The following is a 26491-nucleotide window of genomic DNA, read 5'->3' on the forward strand; positions in this document are numbered from 1 at the left end:
GTGCCGGCTCAAACACGCACCTGCAGAATCTGTGGCAATCGTGCGGAGCATCTGACCTTCCTCGTGCCAGAGATGATGTTTGGCCTTGGGGAGAGCTTTTCTTATTTCCAGTGCGTACATTGTAAATCCCTACAGCTGGAAAGCCCCCCTCCAGACAGTACCCGATACTACCCCCAAGCGTACTACAGCATCACCCAGGAGCCGGTCTCTACCGGTGGCAACCTTTTGCGGCGTTTCGCCCTCGAGCGTCGGGACCGCTATGCGCTCTACAATCGTGGCCTGCTCGGCAGGATCCTGTATGGAAGGTTCCCCAGCGAGGGGCTACGCAGTCTTTCCGGGGTGAAGGGGTTGCACAGAGGCACGCGCATCCTGGATGTGGGGTGCGGTACCGGCGCGCTCCTTTACCGTCTGCGAGAGCGTGGCTTTCAGCACCTCATGGGCATCGATCCCTGGTTGCGGGAGGACATTTGCTATCCCAATGGCCTCACCGTGCGGCGCCAAAGCTTGGGGGAGGTGGAAGGCGTCTGGGATGTGGTCATGTTTCACCACTCCTTCGAGCATATCGCCGAGCCGGAGGAGACACTGCGCCAGGTCAGTAGGCTCGCATCCCCCGGCGGTACCTGCCTGTTGCGCATGCCTGTTGTCCCTTGCTACGCCTGGGAGCATTACGGGGTCAATTGGGTGCAGATCGACGCACCACGTCATCTGTTCGTCCTCTCGCCTCTGGCAATTCGCCTGTTAGCAGAGAGGACGGGATGGAGACTGGAGCGAATCACCTTTGACTCCAGCGATTTTCAGTTTTGGGCCAGCGAGCAGTATGCACGAGGTATCCCGCTCACTGCTCCGAATTCTTACGCGGTGAATCCACGAGCGTCGATATTCACCAAGCGGCAGATCCGTGCCTTCCGTCGGAAGGCGAAGAGGCTCAATGCTGAGGGACGGGGGGATTCGGCAGCCTTCTACCTGGTGCGTCTCGGTGGGGGGGAGGCAGCGTGATGGAACCGGTGCCCTTGCTGATGCTGGCGTGCGGCCTAAGCGGCATTCTGGTGAGTCGGGCCCTTCTCGGCAGGTGGTTCAATCACTTGGCACTCTATTCGCTCATTTGGGGCGTGGGGATGGCTGCCTATGCGCTGCGGCTCATCAACTACAAACCCATGAGTGGGGAGGTTTGGCTGATCGTCTGTTATGGATGGGCCGCTTTTGCCGCAGGAGCCTGTCTTATTCCCTTGGGGCGCGCGGCCCTCGGTATTGTGCCCGAAGACAGGGTGGAAGGGGTGCCACGTTCGGTGGCCAGGCTCGAACTACGGCTCCTCGCCATCAGCATCGTCCTGCTTTCCCTGATCGGGCTCATAGGGGCATTACAACACTGGTCAGTACTCATCTCGCGCTTCGGGAGCGTTGCCATGGTTATCGTCCGGGGCAACCTCATCTACCGAATGCGGGTGAGCGACGAACTGCCGGGAATGATCCCCTATGTGGATTCCTTTGCCCTTGCCGCAGCATTCCTGGCGGGAGTCTACAGCGCGCGAAGTGGCAGGATTCGCCCCATCGCTCTCCTTCCGCTTTTAGTGATCATTGTCGGCGACATCGCCCTGGTTGGTCGGGCGAAGATGCTCAACGCGATCGTGCTATTCTTGAGCGCCTATTTTGTCGGCAGGTTGGGCTCCGGTACTATGGGGCTGCGGCTCCCAGTGGCACGCTGGAAAAGGGTAGTGGGACTGCTGCTGGTGGTGGCGTTGTTCCTTGCCGCCGCAGAGTTCGTGCGCGGCTTCCGTGGCACCTTTGAGCGGTTCCGTGGGGCGTCAAGGAGGCTCAGCAAACTGGAACGTAATATCCTGATCACTCCTTCGCTCTACATGTACATCAGTTCGCATCCGGCGGTCCTCAATGCATACTGGAAGGCCGGAGGTGAACACCCCTTTCCCGGTTCCAACACCTTCGCGCCGGTGTTCCGCATCCTGGCGCGCTTCGGCCTGGCAGATGACGTGCCGGATTATCAAAAGTTCTACCCCATCCCATTTCCTTCGAACACTGCCACCTACTTGAGGGAACTGCACGCAGATTTTGGCTTGACAGGTGTGCTTGTCGGACCGTACCTCCTGGGTTTGCTGTGCACGGTCCTCTGGTTCAAGGTGAGGAGGCAGCCGAAGACCACAACCCTGGCCTGGCTGGCGCACCTGTACGTGGTGGTGGCGTTTTCGTACCTTTACCAGGCCACCAGGGCGGGATACTGGGTTATTAGCCTGGGGCTTTCTCTGCTCGTGGGTGCCGTTATTGACCGGTTGTGTCTTCGCTATGCCGCGCGCACAGCATGAGCACATGTCTGGGAACGTGGCGGGCAGAAGGGGCTTCCACCAGGCTCACTCCAGAAGGCGCCGCAGGAGATACGTTGGACCTGCCAAGCGTCAGCACAGGGGCGCAGACAAAAGTGATGCGGACAAGGCGAACGCAGTATGGCCATTGACCTCTCTGTAATCATTCCAAACTACAACACGCGTGGGTTGCTTGAGGGCTGCTTGCGCTCCATTTTCGCCACATGCGCAAGGTTGCACGTTGAGGTGGTCGTGGTCGACAATGCCTCCACGGACGGCAGCGCGGCGATGGTACAGTCGCGGTTTCCCCAAGTGCGGCTTGTGCAAAACAGCCAGAATGTGGGTTTTGCGCGGGCGGTAAACCATGGACTAAACCTTGCCAGCGGGGAGTTCCTCCTTCTTCTGAATTCGGACACCGAAGTTAAGCCTGGTGCCCTGGAGTACTGTGTGGAGTTTCTTGTCAGACGTCCAAGGGCCGGCGCTGTCGGGTGCCGGCTTGTCAACCCGGACGGGTCGTTGCAACCGTCCTGCGAGAGTTTCATGAGCTTCGCTGGCATTGTGTGGGAGGCGGTATTCCTGGATAAGCTTTTCCCCGGCAGCAGGCTATTCGGCCGGATGCATCTCACCTACTTCACTTACGACCGCGAGGAGCAGGTTGATTACGTAAAAGGCGCGTTCTTGATGACGCGGCGGCAGACTTTGGAGGACGTAGGGCTGTTGGATGAGCGTTTCTTCTTCTATGGAGAAGAGATGGATTGGTGTTACCGCGCACGGCGCAAAGGATGGGAGGTCTGGTTCACACCAGGCGCCACGGTCGTGCACTACGGCGGCGGCAGCGGTGACCCGGTAGCGCCGGAAATCTTTGTCCAGCTGCACAAGAGTCGCTTCTTGTTCTACCAGAAGCACCATCCTCCGTTGAGCAGCGTCATTGCGCGAGTGGTATTGGCTGCTGGCTCGCTAGTGCGCGTGGCAGCCTGGGGCCTGGCGGGGCTTGCCCGGCCCCGCGCGTGGCGGGTGTGCTGGAAAAAGGCCGCCGCTTTCTGGGCCGCCTTCACGTGGTACATTGGATGCAGAAGAGGACAGGGCAATGACTGAGGCTGCAGGACCTCTCAGGGTAATGGTCATCTTTGGCACGAGGCCGGAGGTCATCAAACTGGCGCCGGTCATCGCCGCGCTGCGTGAGCACCCCTCTTATTTCGCCACCACGGTGGTGGTCACAGCCCAGCATCGCTCGATGATGGATCAAATGCTCGAGGTGTTCGGCATTCAGCCCGACAGGGACTTGAACATCATGGAGGAGAACCAGAGCCTGGCGCGGGTCACTTGCAACGCCCTGCAGCGCTTGGATGGGGTGCTCGCTGAGTACGCACCGCAGGTGATCATCGTGCAAGGGGACACGACAACCACCTTCGTGGCGGCGCTGTGCGGCTATTATCACAAAGTTGCGGTGGCTCATGTGGAAGCCGGACTCCGCACAGGGCGGAAGTACAGTCCCTTTCCAGAAGAGATCAACCGTCGGCTCACTTCCGCGCTGGCCGAGCTCCACTTTGCGCCCACGCCTCTGGCCAAGGAGAACCTGTTGCGAGAGGGTGTGGAGCCGGAAAACATCTTTGTCACTGGCAATACGGTGGTCGATGCGGTGCAATCGATCGTGGCTGAGCCTCCCCATTTTCGTGACGCACGCCTTGCCGCGCTCATGCAAAACGGCCTGAGAACGGTGGCGATCACGGCACACCGTCGAGAGAACTGGGGACCAGCCTTGGAGAACATCGCCGAGGCGGTGTTGCGTCTCGCCTCGCTTTGTGAGGACGTGCAGTTTGTCTTCCCCGTGCACCTGAATCCAAACGTACGAGCCGTATTCAAGAGGCGACTGCGGGGGCATCCGCGAATCCATCTTCTGGAACCTTTGGACTACCGTTCCTTCGTCCATCTTTTGGGACGTTCGGTGTTGATCCTCACCGATTCCGGTGGCATTCAAGAAGAGGCGCCTTCTCTGCGCAAGCCGGTGTTGGTGATGCGGGAGGTGACCGAGCGGCCGGAAGGGCTTGCGAGCGGCTGGTTGAAGCTGGTGGGGTGTGATGTGGAGCGCATCGTTTCTGAAGCACAACGACTTTTGGCGGACTCCGCACTCTACAGCCTGGCCATATCCGCACCAAATCCGTACGGTGATGGCAAGGCGGCGCAGCGTATCATCGAGGCGCTTTGCTTCCATTTTGGGCTGAGCGATCGGCGCCCTGAGGAGTTCCAGCCGGGAGCCTGAATGGCAATGAAGGTGTGCATCCTGTTTCAGAGCGATTTTCCCCCTGAAGTGAGGCTTGAGCGTACGGCAACCACGCTCTTGGAAGCTGGTCACCAGGTCACGATCGTATGCGACAACCGGAAGGATCGGCCCCATGAGGAGGAATACCAGGGGGCCCACATTCGACGGATTCGTAACATACCACCTACCAGCGGCGGCGTAGGGCACCTGATCCGTCTGCCGATTTTCTGGAACCCGGTCTGGATCGCGCAATTCGTACCCCTGGTGCTGGCCAAAAGATTTGATGTGCTCCACGCCATCAACCTCACGATGGTTCCCCTGGCCCTTGCGGTTGGACGCATGGTGCGCATTCCGGTGGTGTACGACATGTACGAGAACTATCCCGCTGCCCTGAGGAGCTGGAACTTGCAGGGAACCTTCAATCGCATTTTTCGAAATCCCCGCGCCGCAGACGTGCTCGATCGCGTGTGCGTACGCATGGCCGACTTTATCCTGGTGGTCACCGAGGAGGCAGAAGAGCGGGTGCGCCAGCTCGGTGTCCACCATGACCGCATTGCTGTGGTGCACAACACGCCTAACCTGAAGGCGATGAGGGAATACCCCTTGGAGCCGGAGATTGTCGCACGCTATCGGCGGAACTACACCATCCTGTACACTGGGTGGTTGAGTGCGGAGCGCGGGTTGGAGACGGTGGTGGACGCCATGCCGCGCATTCGAGCCCGGATTCCTCAGGCGCGGCTGGTGATTGCAGGAGGCGGACCCCACGAGCAAGCGCTGCGCCGTTTTGTGCACGCTCGGGCCGCTCAGGACTATGTGGAATTCACCGGCTGGATTGATCACAGCCTGTTCCCGTCCTACATCACCGCGGCTCGGGTGTGCGTCGTGCCGCACCCGGCCGATCCGAGCATCAATACCACCTCTCCGAACAAGCTCTTCGAGTACATGGCTCTGGGCAAGCCGGTGGTGGTCTCTGATGCACGCCCACTGGCGCGGGTAGTTCGCACCCACCGCTGCGGCGAGGTATTCGCTTCTGGTAACCCAGAAAGCTTTGCGGATGCGGTACTTCGGTTGCGGGGACGGGAGAGCGCCGCCGGAAGCGAGGGCAAGCGTGCCGTGCTCGAGACCTACAACTGGGAGGTGACCTCTCAAGTCCTGCTTTCGGCATATCGTAGGCTTGAACGGCTACGGCCGCCGCGTCACTGAACACTGAACCTGCCCGGTGCTTCTGTTTCCCTTCGAGTGCGTAGAATTTCCGGTTGTCTTTTCGTGGCGAAAGTGCTATATTTATCGGCCCAAGTATGAGGGTGTAGCTCAGCTCGGTAGAGCAGCGGCCTTTTAAGCCGTTGGTCGTGGGTTCGATTCCCGCCACCCTCACAAACGGCCGCACGGCCACTCTATTGGCACCCTCGCGGAGTACGCCAGGACAGTGGCCGAGTGCGAATCCACATGCTGTTTCCACGCTGGAGAGGTAGTGCTGGTGACGGGTACCTTTTGCTCGCCTGGACACAGGGTCTCGCTACTGCCCACCATTTCCGCCAGCTACCGTACCAATGGCATGCCTCCTCTCGGTGTGGTGTCGCTTAACATTGAACACGACCTCCACCCGCCACTCTGCGCCCTTGAATGCCCCGCAGGCCCCCCGCGTTTCTCTGCTGACACGGCGAAAGGTTTCCTGATAGCTAGCACGACTTGCCCGCCTCGCTCCCGTGGGGTGCGACTGGAGTCTGGCGTGAGACGATGGGCAGGGCAAGCATCATCGGAAGCACATGGGGCATGCACCTCTGTTCTCCTCGAGGGGACCGGGGTGGCCTCCCGAGCAGAATGACCCGAGTTCCCGAATGGAGGCAGACATGCGAGCGGAAAGGAGAACGCTTCCAACAATTCTCACCTGCCTGCTGGTAGCGCTTGCTCTGGTGAGCTGTCAGCCTGGGCGTTTTTCCCAGTGGGAGCTCGTGGCCCAAGGTTTTGATTTTCCTGAGGGCCCGGCATGGGATGGGCGGGCCCTGTACGTCTCAAACTGCTATGGCGGCTGGATTGCGCGGCTGGGTCCTGGAGAAGTGGACACTCTCGCGCTGCTCCCCGAGCCCTATCGTACCAACGGGCTTGCCCTTGGTCCGGATGGTGCACTCTACGCTTGCGAATTTGGCAGCAAGGCTGTGGTCAAGTTCGCAGAGGGGGGTACGTTGCAGGTGGTGACGCACGGCCCGGAGGGGATGCCTTTTCACCGGCCCAATGACCTCGCCTTTGATGGCGCCGGACGCCTGTACGTGACGGACCCCAAGACCTACGACCGCGAAGCGGAGGATGGCCGGATTGTTTGCGTCGAGGTTACCTCCGGTAGGGCTTGGGTGGCGGCTTCAGGATTGGCGTTTCCCAACGGCATCGCGTTCTCGCCAAGAGATGGCAAGCTCTACGTGAGCGAATCAGCGCGCCAGCGGGTTGTCCGCTTTTCTGTGGGGCCGGATGGCGCTCTTGGCGAGCAACAGGTGTTTGTCCAGTTGCCCGGTGGCGACCCTGACGGCCTCGCTTTCGATGCCCACGGCAACCTGTACGTGGCGCACTTCGGCGCAGGGGAGGTGGTTGTTGTGGCACCCGACGGGAATGTTATCGCCCGCCTTGATGCTCCTGGCAAGAGACCCACAAATCTCGAATTCGGCGGAAAGAATCTACGCGTGCTCTTTCTGACGGAAGCCGGGACTAACTCCGTCTACATGTGCAAGACTCGCGTGCCTGGCGCACGCTTGCCGTGGGTGAGCGAAGCAGTGGCGAGGTGAAGCGTGCGAAGATGTTGGTGTCTTTGGGGTCTCGTATGCATCACGCTGGGGCCGTGGCCCTTTGCCACAGTGGCATCCCCCCAGTGGGTGCGCGGTGCCGGAGCTATTTCTGCTTGGTCTCCCCTTCTCCCGCCGAAGGAGGTGCGCACTGGTGGGGTGGTGTTACGGTATCTGCCGGAGCTTTCCGCCGGGGTAGAAACAGGTCAAAGGTGGATGGTGGACGGGGAACTGGCTGTCAACAGCTTCGTCCGGTTGTACTGGCCACCTGCTGGCGAGTTCAGAGCGAGGCTGTACCGCGCATGGCTGCGGCTGTCGCGGCCGCAGTGGGAGCTGCGTGCCGGCCTGCAAAACATTACTTTTGGTTCAGCCGCCATTCTCCGCCCGCTCATGTGGTTCGAGCGCGTGGACCCCAGAGACCCACTGCGGCTTGTGGACGGAGTCGTCGGAGTGCTGGGGCGCTACTACTCGCTCCGCAACGCAACGTTCTGGGGGTGGGTGCTCTACGGCGACCAGGAAGCACGTGGCTGGGACGTTCTCCCCTCCGCTAAGAGTCCAGAGGTCGGCGGCAGACTACAGCTTGCCGTGCCGAGGGGTGAAGTCGCATTGAGCGGGCATTATCGAAATGTTAAGGCGGAGCGGGGGCTGACAACATTCCCGACGGACACGGAAGGGCCAGAGTGCCGGGTTGGGCTGGACGCCAAGTGGGATGTGAGGATTGGCCTTTGGGCAGAGGGGACGGTTGTGCGTCGCGACATTCCTGATCGTCTACTGCGACAGCAGTACATGGGCGCACTGGGTTGTGACTACACGTTCCCCCTTGGAAACGGCCTGCATCTGCTGGGCGAGACGCTATGGATGTCTTTTGGAAAGAGCGCGAGGAGTCGTACGCTCAGTGCCACCACCATCGGCTATCCGCTGAGCATAGTGGATATGCTCAGCTCCGTTGTCATGTTCGACTGGCAAGAGCGCGTTTTCTATCGCTTTGCCTCATGGCGTCGCACCCTGGACAGGTGGCAGGTGCATCTAATGGCGTTCTGGAATCCCAGCGATAGGAAGCCTATCTATCCCATGATGCCGGAAGAAAGGCCTGAGTCTCAGTTTCTTGGAAAGGGAGTGCAGCTTCTTGTGGTGTTCAACCATTGATTTGGAAAGGCAGCGAGGCGGCGGAGACAGGGAATGGATGATACAAAGCTCATCACCATCGAGGGTCTGGTGAAACGCTTCCCTATGGGTAAAGGCTACTTCTCGGCCCTGCGAGGCGTCGACTTGACCTTCGAGCGGGGGGAGTTCGCGGGCGTAGTAGGGCCAAGCGGTTCGGGCAAGACCACTCTGCTAAACATCATCGGCTCTCTGGACGCCCCTTCGGAGGGGCGGGTTATTGTCTTAGGTCATTCGATCGGCGAGCTGAACCACAGGCAGGCCGCCCAGTTGCGGAACCGACATCTTGGGTTCATTTTCCAGACGTTCAATCTACTGCCGGTGTACACCGCGTACGAGAATGTGGAGTTTCCCCTTTTGCTTTTGAAAGTGCCAGCGCGGGAGCGACGCAAGGCAGTCTGGGAGGCTTTGGAATGGGTGGGACTGGCCGACAAGGCACAATCTCGTCCTGCGCAGCTTTCAGGTGGAGAGTGCCAACGGGTGGCAATTGCCCGCGCCATGGTCAAGAAACCGGAAATCGTCCTGGCTGATGAGCCCACAGCCAACCTGGACGCAGAGAATTCGCACCACATCTTGCGGACCATGGTCGAGCTCAATCGTCAGTTTCGGACAACTTTTCTTTTTGCCACGCACGATGAGAAGGTCATCCAATATTTGCGGCGAAAGATCAGGCTGGTGGATGGGCGCGTCGAAAGTGATGAGCGGTGTGAGCCCACACAGGGAGGCAGCGGGCAATGACGACCTTAAAGCTTGCGCTGCGCAACCTGCTCGGTGCTGGTCTTCGTACCTGGTTGAACGTGGTGGTGCTGTCGCTCTCCTTCGTGGTGATCATCTGGTACCAAGGGGTGTTGCAAGGATGGAACAAGCAGGCGCGCCGCGATACTATCGCGTGGGAGGTCGGAGGGGGGCAGTTCTGGCACCCTGCCTATGACCCTTACGACCCGTTTACCCTTGAGCAAGCACATGGGCCGCTACCGGCGCCGCTGCGTGAAGGCGTGGAACGCGGCGAGCTCACCCCAATCCTCGTTGCCCAAGTGAGCATCTACCCATCCGGGCGGATGCAGAGCGCTCTGGCCAAAGGGATCGACCCCGGACAGCGCATCCTCAAGATTCCCAGTGCTGTTCTTCTCTACGAGGGCCCAGAGATCCCCGCCATTGTGGGTAGGCGCATGGCGCAGAGCTGCCACCTCAGTGTTGGCGACGTGTTCACGGTCCGCTGGCGGGACCGACATGGCACTTTCGACGCGCAGGAAGCGAAGATCGTGCAGATCATGAAGACAGACGTGGGCACCGTCGACAACGGTCAGCTGTGGATTCCACTGGAGCATCTGCGGCGGATGCTGGACATGCCCGAAGAAGCGACTCTCGTGGTAGCTTCCCCAACGAGCGGCGTCACAGAGGGTGCGCTTGGGTGGGAGTTCAAGTCCCAGGAGTTTCTCTTGCAGGACATTGAGGCGATGATTCGTGCCAAGAGCGGAGGCACGGCCATCCTCTACTTTGTCCTTATGGCCCTGGCCTTGTTGGCCATTTTCGACACCCAGGTGTTGTCCATCTGGCGGCGCCGTAAGGAGATCGGCACTCTCATCGCTCTCGGCATGACGCGCGGACAGGTAGTGGCGCTGTTCACGTCAGAGGGCGCGATGCATGGGGTATTAGCAGCCGTGGTGGCAGCAGCCTACGGCATCCCTCTTTTGCTCTACTTTGCCGTGAAGGGCCTCAGCTTGCCCAGAGAAGTGTCCGACAGCATGGGCATGGCCATTGCAGAGCGCATTTTCCCCGCGTACAGTGCAGGCTTGGTGGTGGGCACTACGGTCTTGGTGCTCCTTGCGGTCACCATAGTGAGCTTCTTGCCGGCCCGCAAGATCGCCAAGCTCCGCCCCACCGATGCGTTGCGAGGGCGTACGTCATGATCCGCTTTCTGATCAAAGGGCTCTTACGGGACCCATCAAGGAGCTTGTTCCCCTTGCTGGTGGTGACCCTCGGTGTGGCGCTGACCGTGCTGCTTCATGGCTGGCTCGGCGGAGTGATGCACGATTTCGTGGATACGTCCGCTCGTTTTTCCACCGGGCATGTGCGGGTGGTTACGCGCGCCTACGCCGAACAGGAGGATCAATTCCCTAACGACTTGGCCCTCCTAGGCGTGGAAAAACTGCTAGAAGAACTGCGGCAGAAGGAACGCGAGCTCGACTGGGTGGCACGAATCCGTTTCACCGCGTTGGTCGATGTGCCCGACGAGCAGGGCGAAACCAAGGCGCAGGGGCCGGCTGTGGCTATCGCTGCAGACCTTCTTTCGCAGCACAACGAACTTTCCACCCTCAACGTTCCAAGGGCGCTCGTGCGAGGGGACGTGCCTCCACGGGCCGGCTGGGTTTTGCTGAGCGAGGAGCTGGCGCAGCGGCTTGGTCTTACTCCCGGCGACCGGCTCACCCTCATCGGTTCTTCCATGCATGGTGCCATGGCGATTGGCAATTTCCGGCTGGCAGGGACGGTCCGTTTCGGGGTGGGTCCTATGGACCGCGGTGCGCTGCTGATGGACCTTTCCGACGCGCGCCAACTCCTTGACATGGAGGACGGGGCAAGTGAGGTTCTCGGTCTATTCCGCAATCGGGTCTATCGCAATGCGGCGGCACGGGCGGTAGCGCAGCGCTTCAATCAGGAGTACGCAAAGGACACCGGAGAGTTTTCTCCGATAATGATGACCCTCGGCGAGCAGCAAGGTTTGGGAGAATACCTGTCCTACGTCGGGGTTTTCTCGCGTATCATGGTGGTGGTCTTTGTGCTGGCCATGTCGCTGGTGCTATGGAACGCTGGGCTCCTGGGTGCGCTTCGGCGCCACGGGGAAGTGGGAGTGCGCCTGGCCATCGGCGAAGACAAAGGGCACATCTACCGCTCAATGTTGGCCGAATCTCTGTGCATAGGCCTCGTTGGCTCGGTTCTGGGCACACTGGCAGGGCTGGCCGTTGTCTACGTGCTGCAGGTGAAGGGCATCGACATGGGCAGGTTCTTCAGGAGCTCTTCACTGATGTTCTCCAACGTGGTGCGGGCGCGGGTTACACCCGCAAGCTTCTACCTCGGATTTGTTCCTGGACTGTTTTCCACCATGTTGGGGACTGCCCTTTCCGGCATTCGCATCTACAAACGCGAGACCGCCCAGCTCTTCAAGGAGTTTGAATCATGAGTGCCGTAAAGAATGGGATGCTGAGCATTTGCAACTCCGTTCTGCTTTTTTTGTCAGCGCCGTTTCTTGTAACCTTTGCCCAGACCCCGTCCGGCGACTGGATACTGGCGAGACTTGACGAGAATCTCAGCTCCACAAGCCGGGTGTTGGTGTCGAAGATGGTCATTCGGGGCAGGAGAGAGGTGCGGACTATCGAGGCAAAGTCATGGATTCAGGGCACGGAAAAGTCGTTCACCGAGTACCTGGCTCCGCCTCGGGAGAAGGGCACGAAAATGCTGAAAATTGGGGATAGGTTGTGGATGTACTCCCCGTCCACGGACCGCACCATTCAGATCGCTGGGCACATGTTGCGCCAGTCGGTGATGGGCTCGGACCTGTCGTACGAGGACATGTTGGAGGACCCCAAGTTGAGTCATCTGTATCGCGCTGAGGTTACCGGCAGCGAGGTGGTCGATGGGCGTGACTGCTGGGTCGTGGCCCTTGTTGCTACGTCGGAAAAAGTGGCCTACCATTCGCGGAAGATGTGGGTGGACAAGGAGCGGATGGTCCCTCTGCGGGCGGAACTCTTCGCCCGGGGCGGCAAGCTCCTTAAGCGCATGGAGCTCAGGGATGTGCGCCGCCTGCAGGGACGATGGTTCCCGATGCGCATTTGGTTCAAGGATGTGCTCAAGGCAGGCGAAGGAACAGAGTTCATTGTCGAATCGATTGAGTTTGACCTGCACATTCCTGATTACCTCTTTACGAAGGCCTCGCTGACGAAGTAACGCACGCGGACGGAGGTTAGCCGTTCTCCTCCCAAAATGTCCTGTGCCAGCTGAAAATATTCTTGACAAAGGCGGCTCATTTTCGTATTTTATGTCAGCCTTTGCGAATCTCCACCTCTGGAGTGCGTGGAGGGATTTGGGCGTGGCCGGAGGCGGAAAAGAGGCTATGGAAAAGGAGGTGATGCGAGTCGGCAGAGTGAGGGGGCTGGCTTGAGTGCCACCAGTGATAGTGCGCACCTGGGGAGTAACAGGTGACAAACTGGAGAGAGGAGGTGCCTCGATGACAAGATTGCTCACGCTCAAGGTGACAATGCTTGTTGGGGTGTTGGCGGCGGTCGTCAGCGCGCAACAGATCGGCGGGCCCTACACGCCCGACGAACACACAATGTTGCTGCTCCACTTTGACGGGGACCTCAAGAACGCCGCGCAGTTTTCTGCAGACGGCGAGTTTCACGGGGCAATGACCAATTTCTTCTTCCTGCCCAACCCGATTCCTGGACTAAACAAATGTCTGCGCATCGACAATGACTCACGCACCGACTCGGCCTATGTGACCGTTGCCGATACGCAGTACTTGGACCTCACGGGCAACTGGACCATCGAAGGGTGGATCAACATCTTTACCTTTGGTGAAGGCTCGGATGACTGGCGCTGGGTACCGCGCTTGGTCATCAAGACGGGCGATGAGGTCTTTTGGCGGCCCAACTACTTCGTGGAGATGTGGGGCTCCACGCGGTTTTTCAGCTGTGGCTATCATACGGCCTCTCAGGACGCATGGCCGCAGGCCAACTCCCCAGACAACACCATGGTGCCAGGCCAGTGGTACCACATGGCGTTCATCCGCGACACAACCAAACATGTGCTGCTGACCATCATTCATGACGCGCAGCGGAACCTTCGCACCTTCGCCGTGGCCGACTACCTGAGTTTTGGCGCAGCAGACCCAACGCCGATTACGACCAATCAACCCTTGCACATCGGCTACGCAGGCGGTGGCGGAGATTCCTTCCTGGATGGCTTTGTGGACGAAATCCGCATCAGCAATGTGGTGCGCGAGTACCCCGTGCCGCCCATCGTCTCCTCGGTTACGGTCATGCCTAACCAGACGGCGGATGTGACGAGCTATCCCATCGGCGCTAACGCCTACACGCTGATGGCGTCTGTGATCCAGAGCGTAACGCTCTACTACGCGGTGGGCAGCGGCCCATGGACCCCAGTGCCGATGACGCATGTAGCGGGTGATTCCTTCGCGGCGGCCATCCCGCAGCAACCGTTAGGTTCAATCGTCAAGTACTACGTGGAAGCGGTGGACAACCAGGGGCTCTCCTTTGCGTACCCGCGCGACGCCGGATGGGGAGCAATGCCGTACTACACCTTCGGTATCTACAGCCCCAACACCACTATTCTCGACCTTGGGTTTGAAGAAGGTGCGGGTGTGCCGGTGGATGCATCGCCGTACCACAATCCGGTCACCGTGGTTGGGGCGCCGACTTACTCCACCGATGCCGCGGCTGGGAACTACTCGTTGTTCCTCGAGGGTGATTCCAGCTACTTGGAAGTCGACTCACCTTTCCTGTCGAGCACGGAGTTCTGCGTTGATCTGTGGTTCAAGGCGGACACTATCGAGAACTACTGCCGGATCATCAACAGGCCGGCAACCGCCCAGACCTGGTCGGACAATAACTACCAGATCCGCTTTGACGACAACCGGCACGTGCAGGGCATTGTGGACGGGACGATCACGCTGACGACTACGGCGCAGGTGGAGCCCGGCAAGTGGTACCACGTGGTCTTTGAGGTGCAGGATGCGCCGCCCGGCTTCCCTGCTGTGTGCATCGGTTCGCTGCTGCTGGAGGATGCAGCGGGCAATAAGCTTTACGGACGGTTCCTCCCGTCTAACACGCCGGTGCGATTGCGCAACGCTCCTTTGCGCATTGGCAAGGCAGCGGGTGGCACTTACCCGCCCTTCTTCCAGGGTCGGTTGGACAACATCAAGATCTACAACTATCCTGCTGCCCGGCTGTACAATAGGTTCACGGGCGTAGAACCGTCGGTGGCCGAAGTGCCTGCCCGCTACGAGCTGGCGCAAAACTATCCGAACCCCTTCAACCCCACCACGGAGATTCGCTTTGCAGTTCCTTGTCGCTCCAAGGTTACGTTGGCAGTCTACAATCTCCTGGGCGCTAGGGTCAAGACGCTGGTGAACAAGGAGGTTGTGCCGGGCCGTCATGTAGTGACCTGGGATGGCAAGGATGAAATGGGTAGGGACGTGGCCAGCGGCGTCTACATTTATCGTCTGGAAGCAGACGGGTTCACCGCTACCCGCAAGATGTTGCTGGTCCGTTAGTCAATGAGAGGGCGAGGGGGTGGACCAAAGTCCATCCCCTCGCTCTGTTTTCCTTGTCCTGTTGTCGGTAGAGAGTGCGTCCCCTTAGCAGGTGGACTCTTGCCGGCGGTGGATGCTCTCTGTTCACCATTGCGCAGAGGTCTCATGAGCATGCGTAGAAGCGAGCGTGTGATTGGCGCCCTGTGGGCGGTTGGTGCCTTGCTTGTCCTGGGTGCGAGCGGATGCGACACTGGGGTTGAGGTATCGCCCCAGCCTGGTATCCTGCGTGTCACACTCCAATCTGACCCGGCTGACACCTCGATTGTGATCGTCAAGGACACCGTGCGAGTGGCAGAAGGGGACAGTTTCGGCGTAACTGTCTACCAGGGCAAGGTTTACAACGACAGTGCCTTCGCTCTGTTGTACACCAACCCCCGCGCCTACCAGCAGCAGGATGTCGTTTACAATATCATCAAGCGCGTAGGCGGCCAATACCACAAGTTTACCATCTACGAAAGCCATGTGCCGCCCTTTTCCTATGACAAGATCACCTTTGGCATGACACCGCGCATCCTGCGTCTGGGCACTTTCGAAATTCCCGTGAAAGCGCCTACAGACATCAGCCCCTTCGTGGAACTCCCAGTTGCACTCCATGTGGAAGAAAATGGAGTTACGGAGGTAGAAGTGCGCATTCGTCCGTTCCGTTCCGTGCGTCGCTACAGGGATAGCTACCTTTTCATTCCTGATGTCGAAGTGGTGGCCGTCAAGAATCTGTGAGTTGGGGGGCAACCTGGAAGTGGGACCTGAGCATGAGGTGACAAAGCTCATGAAGTCTGCTGTGAAGACCGCCTGTGTGGTGGCTGTGTTCCTTGTCCTGGGCGTGGGTGCCTGTGAACGGAAGACTTCACCTGCCCGGCCGAACATTCCTCCAAACACGACGCTGGCCAACATACCGGTGGATGGGGACACATTGTTTGCCCTCGTCACCCTGCACTGGGATGGGGAAGACGATGATGGATACATCGCCGGCTACCAGTACCGTTACATCACCTACCACGTGATGCGCGGGGATTCCGCGGTCCAGGAGTGGAAGAGCACCGACCAGACTCGCGAGACAATTGCCTTCGAGTCCAGCGACTTGCTGAACCGCCAGCGCTTTCAGGTGCGCGCAGTGGACAATGACGGAGACGTAGACCCCACACCGGCGGAAAAGTGGTTCTACACGTACCAGACGGTCTTTCCAACCACAGAGATCCTAACCCCAACGAACAATCAACAATTTTTTGCCATTGACCAGACCACAGACTGGTGGCTGGGGATTCAGCTCATTTTCCGTGCCCGTGATCAGGACGGCGAGGTGGTGGAATATGCGTGGGCGGTGGACGACGGCGAGTGGCATTGGATGCCGGACACCTCAGTTTACATTGGCCCCGAATACTTTAGCCCGCTGGAAGGGAAGCATACGCTCCGCGCCACCTGCCGGGACAACACCAATTTGGTGGACCCAGTGGGCGACGCGGTCGTCGTAGAATTGGTGAGGCCGACTTTCAGCAAGTCAATCCTCATCATCGATGAGACAATTGAATCCAAGTTCCCCTTTGGCCTGAGCTACAAGGACGCGGACGTCGACAGCTTCTACGCGCGGATCTTTGGTACACGCGATTCCTGGGACTTTGAGAAGAATGGCATGCCGCCGAAGAAAGTGCTGGGGCAGTACAAGCTGGTGGTGTGGCATGCTGACAACTACTTCACGTACGAGCGGGACGTGCATCAGCTTCCGCGCCACATCAACGACATCATTGACTACTTGAATGTCGGCGGGGACTTTATCATGGGCGGCTGGCGCATTCTCAAGTCGTTTGCCCATGCGGAGCCATTCCCGAAGGCATTTCGCGAGGGCGATTTTATTTACGACTATCTGCACATCATGGTGGCCGATGAATCGCCGCCAATTCCGGACTTTAATGGCGCTTATTCGAGCGACACGCTGCGTTTCAGCGACATCCGGGTGGATTCCCTAAAGTTGTCCGAGTCCTACCTGACGTCGATCCCCGTTATCGGGCTGCAGTACGTGAATGTGATGCCGCGTCGAGCCGGCTTTACCAGCGTCATCTGGCGGTACAAGAACGATGATTACGTGGGGATTCCCACCTACCGCGGCTACCCGGTGGGAATTCGCTACTATGGAACCAGTTTCGACGCCATCGTGTTGGGCTTTCCAATGTTCTTTATCAAGCAGGAGGATGCCGCGCGCATGGCGCGAGAGATGCTCAGGAGTCTTGGCTATTGAGGCCTCATGGGATCAGATAAGGGTATGAGGGCAAAAATGCCGGTGAGGCAGCGACACGCTTTGTGGGCGCTCTGCGCACTCGCCGTGTGTGTGCAGCAGCTGTTTGCAGGCAACACGGGCAAGATTGCTGGGGTGGTCATCGACAAGCAGACCAAAGAGCCCCTGGTCGGCTGCAACGTGATGGTGAGGGGCACCGCCTTGGGAGCCGCCACAGACATAAAAGGCGCCTACTATATCCTGCAAGTGCCACCAGGCAGGTACGAGGTACTTGCTTCCTACATCGGCTATCACACCAAGACGGTGGCCAACGTGGAGGTGAAGGTTGACCTCACCACCCGGGTGAACTTTGAGTTAGAATCCACGGCCATTGAGTTTCCGGAGCTGGTGGTGGTGGCCGAGGAGCCGTTGGTGCAGTTGGACATCACCTCCACGCGTAAGACCACCAGCCGCGAACAGATCGAGCAGACGCCAGGTTTCGAGAGGACGACCGATCTGTTCTTGCTGCAAGGAGGCACGATCATCGACGCTGCGCCTCAGGCCATCCGCTTCGGTGATGGCACCCAGTTACAGGTGCGTGACGAGAGCGTGAAGGACATCCACGTGCGCGGGGGGCGCGGTGGAGAGATCCTTTTCATGGTGGACGGCGTGCCAGTGACCCACCCTATCTATGGCGGCCGCGATGTGCTCAATTTGAACGTCGTCGACATCAAGCAAATGGAGCTGCTCACCGGGGCCTTCAACGCTGAGTATGGTCAGGCCCAGTCCGGAGTAGTGAACATCACTACCCGCTCCGGCGGGCAGCGCTTGGAAGGAGGCGTTGAATACAAGTCCTCGGAGATGCTCAATACCTACGCAACCGACTATGGCTCCTTCTATTTGGGTGGGCCGGAGCCTTTAACTGGTCTCCTCCGCAAGTTGGGAGTGCCTTTCCCTGGGAAGATGAGCTTTTTCCTCTCCGGCAACGGAACTCTTTCCGATACCCCCTACAACAACCATCGCCGACGCGACGATATCACTATTCTGGGACTCAAGGTCAGGGAAAAGCAGGACAACGATGGCAATTTCAACGCGAAGCTTGGCTGGCAGCTCACTCCGCAGCTTGACCTGGGCTTTTCATACAACGGCTCATGGAAGAGTTGGAGCAGCTTTGATTGGCTGTGGAAGAACTACCCCGACCACACCGCCGACTATGCGCGCAGGAACGAGAACCTGATGCTGCGGCTGAACCACACGCTGTCGCCCTCCACGTTCTATAACATCAATCTCGGCTACCTACGGGTGGACTATGAGGGGTCGCTGGACGGCAAGACGCCGGCGGACTTTTGGCGCTTCTACAAGGACGGTCTGGAGTATGACTACTACACCTACGTGCGCACATTCTCCGGCGCCCCCGATTCGCTGAAATCAATAATCAAGGCACCCACCACTGACGGCTACGGTTTCTTCGACGCACAGAGCTACCAGAACATATGGCGAGATGACAAGACCAAAACCTTCACCCTCAAAGCGGATATTACGTCCCAGATCCACCCGGATCACTTGATCAAGTCCGGCGTGTTGGTTCAGTACAACGACATCCACTACATCGATATTCAAGACGGGGGCGTTAAGCTCTCGAACTATGGGCTCTACGTGTTCAAGAACGAACCGCCATTCATTGCGCCCAACGGTCCTTTTAAGGAGTTTGGGCAGAACCGCTGGGTGTTCACCGCGTATCCGACCAGCGGAGGTTTCTATCTCCAGGATAAGTTTGAAAAAGGGTCGCTCATCATCAATGCGGGAGTCCGAACGGATTGGTTTCTGTTAGGCTCCACAGTGGAGAACAGGGCTTGGAAGAAGGCGTGGGAGGATGCCACTGGACTGCGCGCCAACTGGAAGCAGCTCAAGTACAAGGTAAGCCCTCGCTTCGGCATTTCGTTCCCCATCTCGGATCGCACGGTAATCTTTTTCTCCTATGGGCACTTTAATCAGCTTCCTGAGTTGCAGTACATGTACCGTGATCCTTATACAGGTGGTTTCACCGGCAATCCCTTCTTGGACTTTGAGCAGACCATTCTCTACGAGTTTGGCTTCACGCATCAGTTCCTGCGCGACTGGGCGGTTGATGTGAAGAGCTACACCAAGGATATCTCGCAGCAGGTGGAGACCACTCAGCTCCGGGCAGCCTTGGGGCTTCCTGTGTATTTGTACGACAACAAGGGCTACGCCCGGGCACGCGGATTGGAGTTCGAGACGACCAAGCGCTATTCAAACTTTACTTCTGGCAAACTGAGCTATACCGTTCAATGGGCCACCGGCTACTCCTCTTCGGCCTTTGAGAACTACATCCGCTCGCTGACCGACTTTCCGCTACCTATCCGGGAGCGGCGGCTGAGCTGGGACGTGCGTCACCAGTTCATCCTCCAGGCCATGCTGGAGGCGCCACCTCGCAAGCACCCGAAGCTTTTTGGACTCACGCTGCCGGACAATTGGAATATCACCATTTTGTCGCGGGCCTCCTCTGGGCAGCCGTACACCCCGTTCACCTTGGATCCAGTGGTGGCCCAGAAGATCGAGAACTCGGCAAGCGGGCCCTGGACCATGTCCACCGACGCAAAGGTTCGCAAGTCCTTTAGCTTCGGTTCTGTACGCTTGTCGGTGTTCGTGGACATTTTTAATCTGTTCGACCAGAAGAATACGCAGATCAGCTATGCTTTCAACACATTGACCGGCAAGCCGTACAAGTATGGAGACGTGGATCCGCAGCTCACGGCGATCAATGTCTACCAGTACCTGAGCTGGCACAAGATTTACAACCTCATGGACCCACGCCAATTCTCAACAGGCCGTCATGTTAAGATTGGGACGAGCATTGACTGGTCATTGGACTAGAAGCTGGGTAATGGGTGCCGATTCTAGGCAGCCCATAGTGAGCCCAGGCCGCTTGCGATTGTCCTGGGTGGTGTTCAGCTTTGCTCTCTTTGTTGCGGTCTTGCCTTGTACCAGCCATGGGCAGGCCCGCGTTGCCCTTGACTGGAAGCTGCATGATGTGGGACAGGTTCGCCAGTTTGTCTCCAACATCGGTTCTCTGTGGCCCACCTGGGTTCTGTGGGGGAGCTGGTCAGGGCTCATCTACTGCGAATTTCCACCGGGTAGCCACGAGGAACATGTGGGCGAAGGGGGCATATGGGTGGGAGCAATTGTGGGCGGCGACACGGCGGTCTCCGTGACCACCAGCTGGCACTCTGATGTGGAATTTTTTCCGAGCCAAGCGAGGTGGGATACCGTGTGGGTGGTGGAGAAAGGGGACACGGTGGATATTCCCTACTGGCGAGGCTACACGGCAGTGGGCGACCAGGATTTTGTCTGCCGTTACGCTGACTTTCATCTCACCAATATCGCTTTGCATACGCCGCTTTATGTGGACGTCATTCAAGCGAGCTACGCCTGGGCTTCTCCGCCGTTGGATGAGATGATTGTCTTCAACTACCGGGTGACCGCGACCGCCAAACCCCTGCAGAATGTGTGGATCGCCTACTGGCTGGACGGCAACGTAGGCTATCGGGGAGAAGGGTGGGGGTTTGCCCTGGATGACTATTCGGTCTACTACCCGGATCGGCATCTAGGCGTGTCGATCGATGCTACTGGTGGGACTGACGGGAACGCATACAGCCCAATCGGCGTGAAGATCTATCCTCCCGAGGGCATGGCGAAGCTCCGCTGGACCTTTAACTGGATTCAAAATCCCGACTTTGGTCCTCCGGCGCGCGATCCAGAGCGATATGCTGAAATGGCGGCTGGGATCATCATGCAAAACCAGCTTGACCCCATCGGCTCCCAGTTCTTCATTGCCTTCGGTCCCTTCAGCTTGGGTGTGGGCGACACGGTCCAGTTCTACGTGGGCGAACTTCTGGGCAAAGGGTTGAACGGTTTGCTGAAGAATGCCGACCGGATGGATTGGTTGGTGGCTAACGAGTTTAAAGTGCCCTCTCCCCCCCCGCGTCCCCCGCTTCGGGTGGAGACCAGAAGCCACCAGGTGGTGCTGCGGTGGAAGGCTCTCGCGGGAGATACCGATCCGGAGACGTACCAAGACCCATATCGCGCAGACAGCTGCCCCCAGCCCTTTGAAGGGTATCGCGTGTACAAGAGCACTGTCGGCCCCACTGGCCCGTGGACGCTCCTGGCGGAATATGACGTGCCTGGTAACCAGTTTGGTGCGAACACAGGTCTTGCTTATGAGTATACAGACCTCGGTCTTCTCAACAACCTGGAATACTACTACTCGGTGACGGCGTACTCGAAGCCCGACACGGTCTCTGGGTTTCCGTCGCAAGAGTCCAGCGTGACCGCCAACGTGAAGGTGGTTGTGCCTGGCACAGAACCGCCGGCCAGCGTGGGCCAGGTAGCGGTGGTACCTAATCCCTACCGTGGTGATATTGCCTACGACTCGTACAATCCGCGGTGGGAACGCCCGAAAGGGACGCGTGAGCGATGGATGGAGCAGGACAGGCGCATCCAGTTCATCAACCTGCCCGAGGCCTGCGAGATAACCGTGTACACCCTTGCGGGCGATCAGGTGACCACCATCGCCCACAATGACCCTTACAAGGGGTATGAGGATTGGAATCTGACCTCGGCAGTGGGCCAGGCTGTTTCCAGTGGCATCTATTTGTTCACGGTGAAGGACACACGGACAGGGGCGGTGCAGGTGGGCAAGTTTGTGATTATCAAATGAGAAGGATGAGAAGAGCAAGAGGCAGAAGGAGCTTTCTGATCGGCACTGAGCTGGACAGCGCCAGCATAGGCAGGGTGGCCGGCTGGCTGATCGTGGCCGCATGCGCACTCCTCTGGGGTGGGCCGCTCTACGCGCAGTGGACCAACCTGGATTGGAAATTGCACAACGTGGGCAAGGTCAGGCAACTGGTGACCAATATGGGCACCCTCGACGACACGCATGAGAACGTGCGCGCAGGCTACCCTGGGCTCCTTTACTGTGAGATGCCCCCTGGCAGCAACGAGGAACACGTCTACCAGGGTGGCATCTGGATTGGCGCGATCACACCCTCGGGCGACACGCTGGTCTCAGTCTCGCGTACCCACTTTACCCCTCATGAGTTTTTCCCCACTGCTGAACCGTGGGATACGGTCTGGGTGGTGACCAAGGGGGACACGGTGGATATCCCTTACTGGCCCAGGTACGCCGCGGTCTCCGATCAGGACTTTGTCTGTCGCTATAGTGACTACAACATTCTCAACGTCACCGACCACACGCCCATGTACCTCGATGTGATCCAGTGGAGTTACGCGTGGAGCTCACCGCCGTTGGATGAGTTCATCGTGTTCAATTACAACGTCATGCCTACCAGGTTCCCGCTCCGGGAAGTCTATGTGGGCTTCTGGCTGCATGGGGAGATCGGCAACAACGATGCTGCCCTCAACTTTTTGGACGAGCATACCTACTTCTTCCCCGAGCAATTCATGGCCGTCGGAGAGGATAACCCTGGTGGCGATGATGGTACGGCGATTAGCCCTATCGGCATTAAGGTGCTGTATCCGGCAGATAGTACGCTCGAGTGGACCTTCAAGTGGTACAACCACGAGGATTTGGCCGGGTGGGGGAGGGACCCGGTTCGTTACCGGCTGGGGATGGCCAGCGGCGAGATCATGCAGAACCGACCGGATATCGAGCGGGCGCACATCTCCATTGCCTTTGGGCCATTCCGCCGACTTGAGGTGGGTGACACGCTGCACTTTGAAATCGGTGAGGTATTCGGGATGGGGATGGCCGGTCTCATGAAGAACGCCAAGTATTTGGAGTTCTTGCGGGACCGGCGGTATCGCGTGCCTTTTCCGCCTCCACGCCCGCCGCTCCGCGTCTATCCGGCTTCGCACCGTGTGACTCTGTCGTGGAAGCCATTAGCTGGGGAGGCTGACCCTGAGAAGTACCATGATCCTTACCGCGGTGACCACAGCCCCCAGCCGTTTGAAGGGTACCGCGTGTACAAGAGCACGGTGAGCGCGCAGGGGCCGTGGACATTATTGGCCGAATACGACATACCAGGTAATCGCTACGGGCAGAACACGGGGCTGGCCTATGAGTACACGGACGTGGGCCTGGTGAACAATGTGGAATACTACTACAGCGTGACGGCCTTCTCAAAGCCGGACTCGGTGACCAATTTCCCGTCGCAGGAGTCCAGCGTCACAGCCAATGCGAAGCGGGTGGTACCAGGAACGCCGCCGCCGGAACGCGTCGGTCAAGTGGCCGTGGTGCCCAACCCTTACCGCGGGGATGTGGCCTATCATGAGTACAATCCGCAGTGGGAAAAGCCAGCGGGAACCCGCAAGCGCTGGATGGAACAGGACCGACGGGTGCAGTTTATCAATCTTCCGGCGCACTGCACAATAAAGGTCTACACGCTTGCCGGTGACCTTGTGACCACCATCGAGCATGACGATGCCACTCGAGGCTATGAGGACTGGAATCTGACTTCTGCGGTGGGGCAGGCCATTTCCAGCGGGATCTATCTGTTCTCGGTAGAGGACAAGCACACTGGGGAAGTGCAGGTGGGCAAGTTTGTAGTGATCAAGTAGAGGACGTTGGGCCTTATGCGAAGCAAGAACGGCAGAAGGTTGAAAACGCTGCTTAGCCTGTTCCTGGCTCTGCCCCTGGCTGCATGGGCGCAGTACGAGCGACCTGGCAGCACTGATGCCCAGTTCCTCAAGATCGGCGTCAGTGCCAGGGGCGCAGGCATGGGCGATGCTTTCATTGCGGTGGTGGAGGGCGCCGAAGCGGCCTACTACAACCCAGCGGCTTTGGCGTGGATCCCAAGTAACGCTGTTGCCTTCACCCATACTGGGTGGTTTGCTGGTATCAACCACGACTTTGTGGCCGCAGCGCACACCTTCGGGAGGAACGGCACTTTCGCCCTGTCGGCAACCGCCCTCTACACTGACGAAATGATGGTGCGAACGCCCCTCCAGCCGGACGGCACAGGCGAGACCTTTTATGCAGGCAACTATCGCGTGGGCCTCAGTTACGCGCGTTACCTGACAGACCGGGTCACCTTTGGTGGGAGCCTCAACTACGTCCGCATGTCGCTCTATTCCGATTTTGTGGGCGAAGCAGTGGCCGCCGACATTGGCGTGCTCTACGTGACGCACTTTCGCGGCTTTCGCTTCGGGATGAAGATCGCCAACTTTGGCTCCGAGGTCAAGTTTGTGCATGAGTCATATCCGTTGCCGACAAATTTCACCTTTGGCTTGGCGATGAATGCCATCGACGGACCGACGCAAACGCTGGCGGTGAGTTTTTCTGCGGTAAAACCGAACGACGGGCGCCCTTTGGGTGACCTGGGCGCGGAGTGGTCCTACCAACGGCTCCTGTTCCTGCGCGGTGGCTACCACCTCAATCATGACGTGGCCCGATATGCATTTGGTGGGGGACTCCAACTTGACCTTGCGGGGGTGCGCCTGCGGTTGGACTATGCCTACAGCGACTTCAGCCTGTTGGGGGCGGCCCAGCGCATCGGTATCAACGCCCAGTTTTGAGCCTTGGAAGGGATCACACACAGGTCTGGGGGACCCTTCCGCATAGCGTCTGCTGCCCTTTGTCACTGCGCTTTCCTAAGGCGCCAGGTTGCACCCATTGCCCTCAAGCTTTGCAGGTGCTGGCGCGTATCTTTGTTGTGCCTGCTGCTGTCATCCTCGCCAATATGGAGTCACGACTATCGCTTCTCTCAAACTCCCGAGGAGATGCGTGATCAGGTGTGGGTGCACGTAGACCCGACCCTGGTCACAATCCAATACGAGTCGCTCTATCTGGGCCAAATCGCCCCCCATACCCGTTGCATGATCGACACGGACGCGGATAGCCTCCTCACCGAACAGGAGGTAGCAGCGTTTTTCACCACCTTCGGTGCCGCGCTGAACAAACTCCTTGGGGAGGAGCCGTTGTCCATAGATGGGCGAAACTTTCGGGTGCGCCTTGTGGAGTGCGATGCGCCCGGTTTGCTTCAGGACAGCCTCCTTGCTCCTCTGCGATTACGGATGGTCTTCGTGGTAGATAGCTGTGCGCTCGCGGCAGGGGTGCATGAGATCACCGCCGACCCCAGGCTTTTTTTTCTCGGCGGCAATCTTCTCATTGACATGGCTAAAGAGCGGGTCGCGTTGACGGAAGCACAAGAACGCGCCATTGGACGGCTATTGCAGATAAGGGTCGTGGGCTCGCCGGCCATTACGTTTGTGTCTACCTACCCCGGCTATATCAAGCGTGAGCTGGGTACGGTACTCATCAGCGGTGTGTTTTACGACCAGACGGTCTTGCGCATTCGCAAAGGAAAGTACGCCACGTTAAGAGTTCGGTTCACTTGCCAGCCGCAGACCCCATGAACCAGGATGTGCTAAAAGAAGTCCTGTACTACGAACAGGTCTCGCCGCTCTTCTTGCTCGGGGTGTTGGCGGTAGCTTTCTTCCTGGGTGCGCTCCATGCGCTCGGACCTGGTCATGGCAAGTCCCTCATGGCCGCCTACTTGGTGGGCAGTCGGGGGAGGGGCCGTGACGCGGTAGCCCTGGCTTTGAGCCTTTCCCTTGCGCACGTCCTGGTGGTCCTGGTGGTCGCCTTAGTAGCATTGTGGGTGACGGACGTTTTCTGGCCTGAGAGCGTTGCCAGGTGGTTCGCTCTGGCTTCCGGTGTTGCGATTTGTGGCATCGGCGCGTGGCTGCTTGTGGTACGGGTGCGGAGCCTAGTTGGCAGGGGCCCGCAGGGTGCGGCCCATGCTCACGAAGAACGCCACAGCCACAGCCATTGGTTGGACTCCAGGGGTCGACACAGGAACAACGCTCATCCTTGCCGCGAGGAGGTTGGTGGGACTCTGCGTCCATGGGCAACGTTGTGGCACGCTGCGGCACTGGGCTTTTCGAGTGGGGTGGTTCCCTGCCCCAAGGCGCTGGTGATTTTGCTTCTGGCAGTCTCGCTCCACAGAGTCGCGCTTGGGCTTGCACTCGTAGCCAGTTTCAGTGTGGGCATGGCCTCCGTGTTGGTGGCCATCGGCCTGGTGATGGTGAAGGCCCGCCACTTGGTAGAACACCGCCTGGAAGCGCGGGGGGTCGCCTACCTCTCTCTGGCTGGCGCACTTCTCATCATGGGCCTCGGCGCGCTCGTCAGTTACCGGTCATTGGTTGGTTCATGAATCAGCTTGCGCAAACGACGGAAGGAACTTGCAGGGCACGCGTCCCCCCTCGGAGGCGGGGGCCACAAATGTGCCACCGGAGCATCTTGGTCGCCGCAGTGGTGCTGGTGGCGTTGAGCACCTGGAGCTCGTCATTGCAGGCGCAGTGGGTCTACTTCAGGAACTTTGTGTCCCATGCCGACGGCCAATTCTGCCGCCACAAAGCGCCCGAAGCCACCTTCACCGTGTTCTTGAATGGGGACGAGAGCCGCATACTCTT

Annotated in this window: 21 protein-coding genes and 1 tRNA gene; all 22 read left to right on the forward strand. The window is 58.8% G+C overall.

Annotation, left to right across the window (positions count from 1 at the left end):
• Positions 1 to 996, forward strand: a complete 996-nt coding sequence (locus ONB25_08775) for a methyltransferase domain-containing protein (protein MDZ7392972.1) — start codon at positions 1 to 3, stop codon at positions 994 to 996.
• A complete protein-coding gene (locus tag ONB25_08780) occupies positions 996 to 2315 on the forward strand; it encodes an oligosaccharide repeat unit polymerase (GenBank protein MDZ7392973.1) in 1320 nt (439 codons plus the stop codon). Before ONB25_08775 ends, ONB25_08780 begins: the two co-directional genes overlap by 1 nt.
• Positions 2316 to 2453: 138 nt before the next feature.
• Positions 2454 to 3407 (forward strand): glycosyltransferase family 2 protein, encoded by a 954-nt coding sequence (locus tag ONB25_08785; protein ID MDZ7392974.1) that lies wholly within the window; start codon positions 2454 to 2456, stop codon positions 3405 to 3407.
• A complete protein-coding gene (gene wecB, locus ONB25_08790) occupies positions 3400 to 4572 on the forward strand; it encodes a UDP-N-acetylglucosamine 2-epimerase (non-hydrolyzing) (protein ID MDZ7392975.1) in 1173 nt (390 codons plus the stop codon). The genes ONB25_08785 and wecB overlap by 8 nt, the downstream gene beginning before the upstream one ends.
• Entirely contained in the window at positions 4573 to 5775 is a 1203-nt protein-coding gene (locus ONB25_08795) for a glycosyltransferase family 4 protein (protein ID MDZ7392976.1), read from the forward strand. It begins immediately after the preceding gene.
• Between the two features lie 97 nt (positions 5776 to 5872).
• A tRNA-Lys gene (locus ONB25_08800) sits at positions 5873 to 5946 on the forward strand.
• A gap of 476 nt (positions 5947 to 6422) precedes the next feature.
• On the forward strand, positions 6423 to 7346 hold the full coding sequence (locus ONB25_08805; protein ID MDZ7392977.1) for an SMP-30/gluconolactonase/LRE family protein: 924 nt from the start codon (positions 6423 to 6425) through the stop codon (positions 7344 to 7346).
• Positions 7347 to 7505: 159 nt separating this feature from the next.
• Positions 7506 to 8489, forward strand: coding sequence for a hypothetical protein (locus ONB25_08810; GenBank protein ID MDZ7392978.1), 984 nt, complete (start codon positions 7506 to 7508; stop codon positions 8487 to 8489).
• Positions 8490 to 8522: 33 nt separating this feature from the next.
• Positions 8523 to 9242 carry an ABC transporter ATP-binding protein gene (locus tag ONB25_08815; protein ID MDZ7392979.1) on the forward strand — a complete coding sequence of 240 codons (720 nt, stop codon included), beginning with the start codon at positions 8523 to 8525 and terminating at the stop codon, positions 9240 to 9242.
• The gene (locus ONB25_08820) at positions 9239 to 10414 is read left to right on the forward strand and encodes an FtsX-like permease family protein (GenBank protein MDZ7392980.1); all 1176 of its coding nucleotides are present in this window, start codon (positions 9239 to 9241) and stop codon (positions 10412 to 10414) included. The genes ONB25_08815 and ONB25_08820 overlap by 4 nt, the downstream gene beginning before the upstream one ends.
• Positions 10411 to 11682, forward strand: a complete 1272-nt coding sequence (locus ONB25_08825; protein ID MDZ7392981.1) for an FtsX-like permease family protein — start codon at positions 10411 to 10413, stop codon at positions 11680 to 11682. The genes ONB25_08820 and ONB25_08825 overlap by 4 nt, the downstream gene beginning before the upstream one ends.
• Entirely contained in the window at positions 11679 to 12446 is a 768-nt protein-coding gene (locus ONB25_08830) for an outer membrane lipoprotein-sorting protein (protein MDZ7392982.1), read from the forward strand. The genes ONB25_08825 and ONB25_08830 overlap by 4 nt, the downstream gene beginning before the upstream one ends.
• A 280-nt stretch (positions 12447 to 12726) precedes the next feature.
• Complete coding sequence (locus ONB25_08835) at positions 12727 to 14793, forward strand: T9SS type A sorting domain-containing protein (GenBank protein ID MDZ7392983.1); 2067 nt, start codon at positions 12727 to 12729, stop codon at positions 14791 to 14793.
• A gap of 144 nt (positions 14794 to 14937) precedes the next feature.
• Complete coding sequence (locus ONB25_08840) at positions 14938 to 15549, forward strand: hypothetical protein (GenBank protein MDZ7392984.1); 612 nt, start codon at positions 14938 to 14940, stop codon at positions 15547 to 15549.
• Positions 15550 to 15598: 49 nt separating this feature from the next.
• Positions 15599 to 17062, forward strand: coding sequence for a hypothetical protein (locus ONB25_08845; protein MDZ7392985.1), 1464 nt, complete (start codon positions 15599 to 15601; stop codon positions 17060 to 17062).
• Between the two features lie 36 nt (positions 17063 to 17098).
• Complete coding sequence (locus tag ONB25_08850; GenBank protein MDZ7392986.1) at positions 17099 to 19933, forward strand: TonB-dependent receptor; 2835 nt, start codon at positions 17099 to 17101, stop codon at positions 19931 to 19933.
• Positions 19934 to 19943: 10 nt separating this feature from the next.
• Positions 19944 to 21776 (forward strand): hypothetical protein, encoded by a 1833-nt coding sequence (locus ONB25_08855; GenBank protein MDZ7392987.1) that lies wholly within the window; start codon positions 19944 to 19946, stop codon positions 21774 to 21776.
• 5 nt (positions 21777 to 21781) lie between these two features.
• Positions 21782 to 23635 (forward strand): hypothetical protein, encoded by a 1854-nt coding sequence (locus ONB25_08860; protein ID MDZ7392988.1) that lies wholly within the window; start codon positions 21782 to 21784, stop codon positions 23633 to 23635.
• Between the two features lie 15 nt (positions 23636 to 23650).
• Positions 23651 to 24592, forward strand: coding sequence for a PorV/PorQ family protein (locus ONB25_08865; protein ID MDZ7392989.1), 942 nt, complete (start codon positions 23651 to 23653; stop codon positions 24590 to 24592).
• Positions 24593 to 24796: 204 nt separating this feature from the next.
• Entirely contained in the window at positions 24797 to 25432 is a 636-nt protein-coding gene (locus tag ONB25_08870) for a hypothetical protein (protein ID MDZ7392990.1), read from the forward strand.
• On the forward strand, positions 25429 to 26232 hold the full coding sequence (locus tag ONB25_08875) for a sulfite exporter TauE/SafE family protein (GenBank protein ID MDZ7392991.1): 804 nt from the start codon (positions 25429 to 25431) through the stop codon (positions 26230 to 26232). Before ONB25_08870 ends, ONB25_08875 begins: the two co-directional genes overlap by 4 nt.
• Before the next feature lie 68 nt (positions 26233 to 26300).
• On the forward strand, positions 26301 to 26491 hold a 191-nt coding region (locus ONB25_08880), incomplete at its 3' end, for a hypothetical protein (protein ID MDZ7392992.1).

The organism is candidate division KSB1 bacterium, assembly GCA_034506335.1.
Classification (GTDB): Bacteria; Zhuqueibacterota; Zhuqueibacteria; order JANLFK01; family Oleimicrobiaceae; genus Oleimicrobium.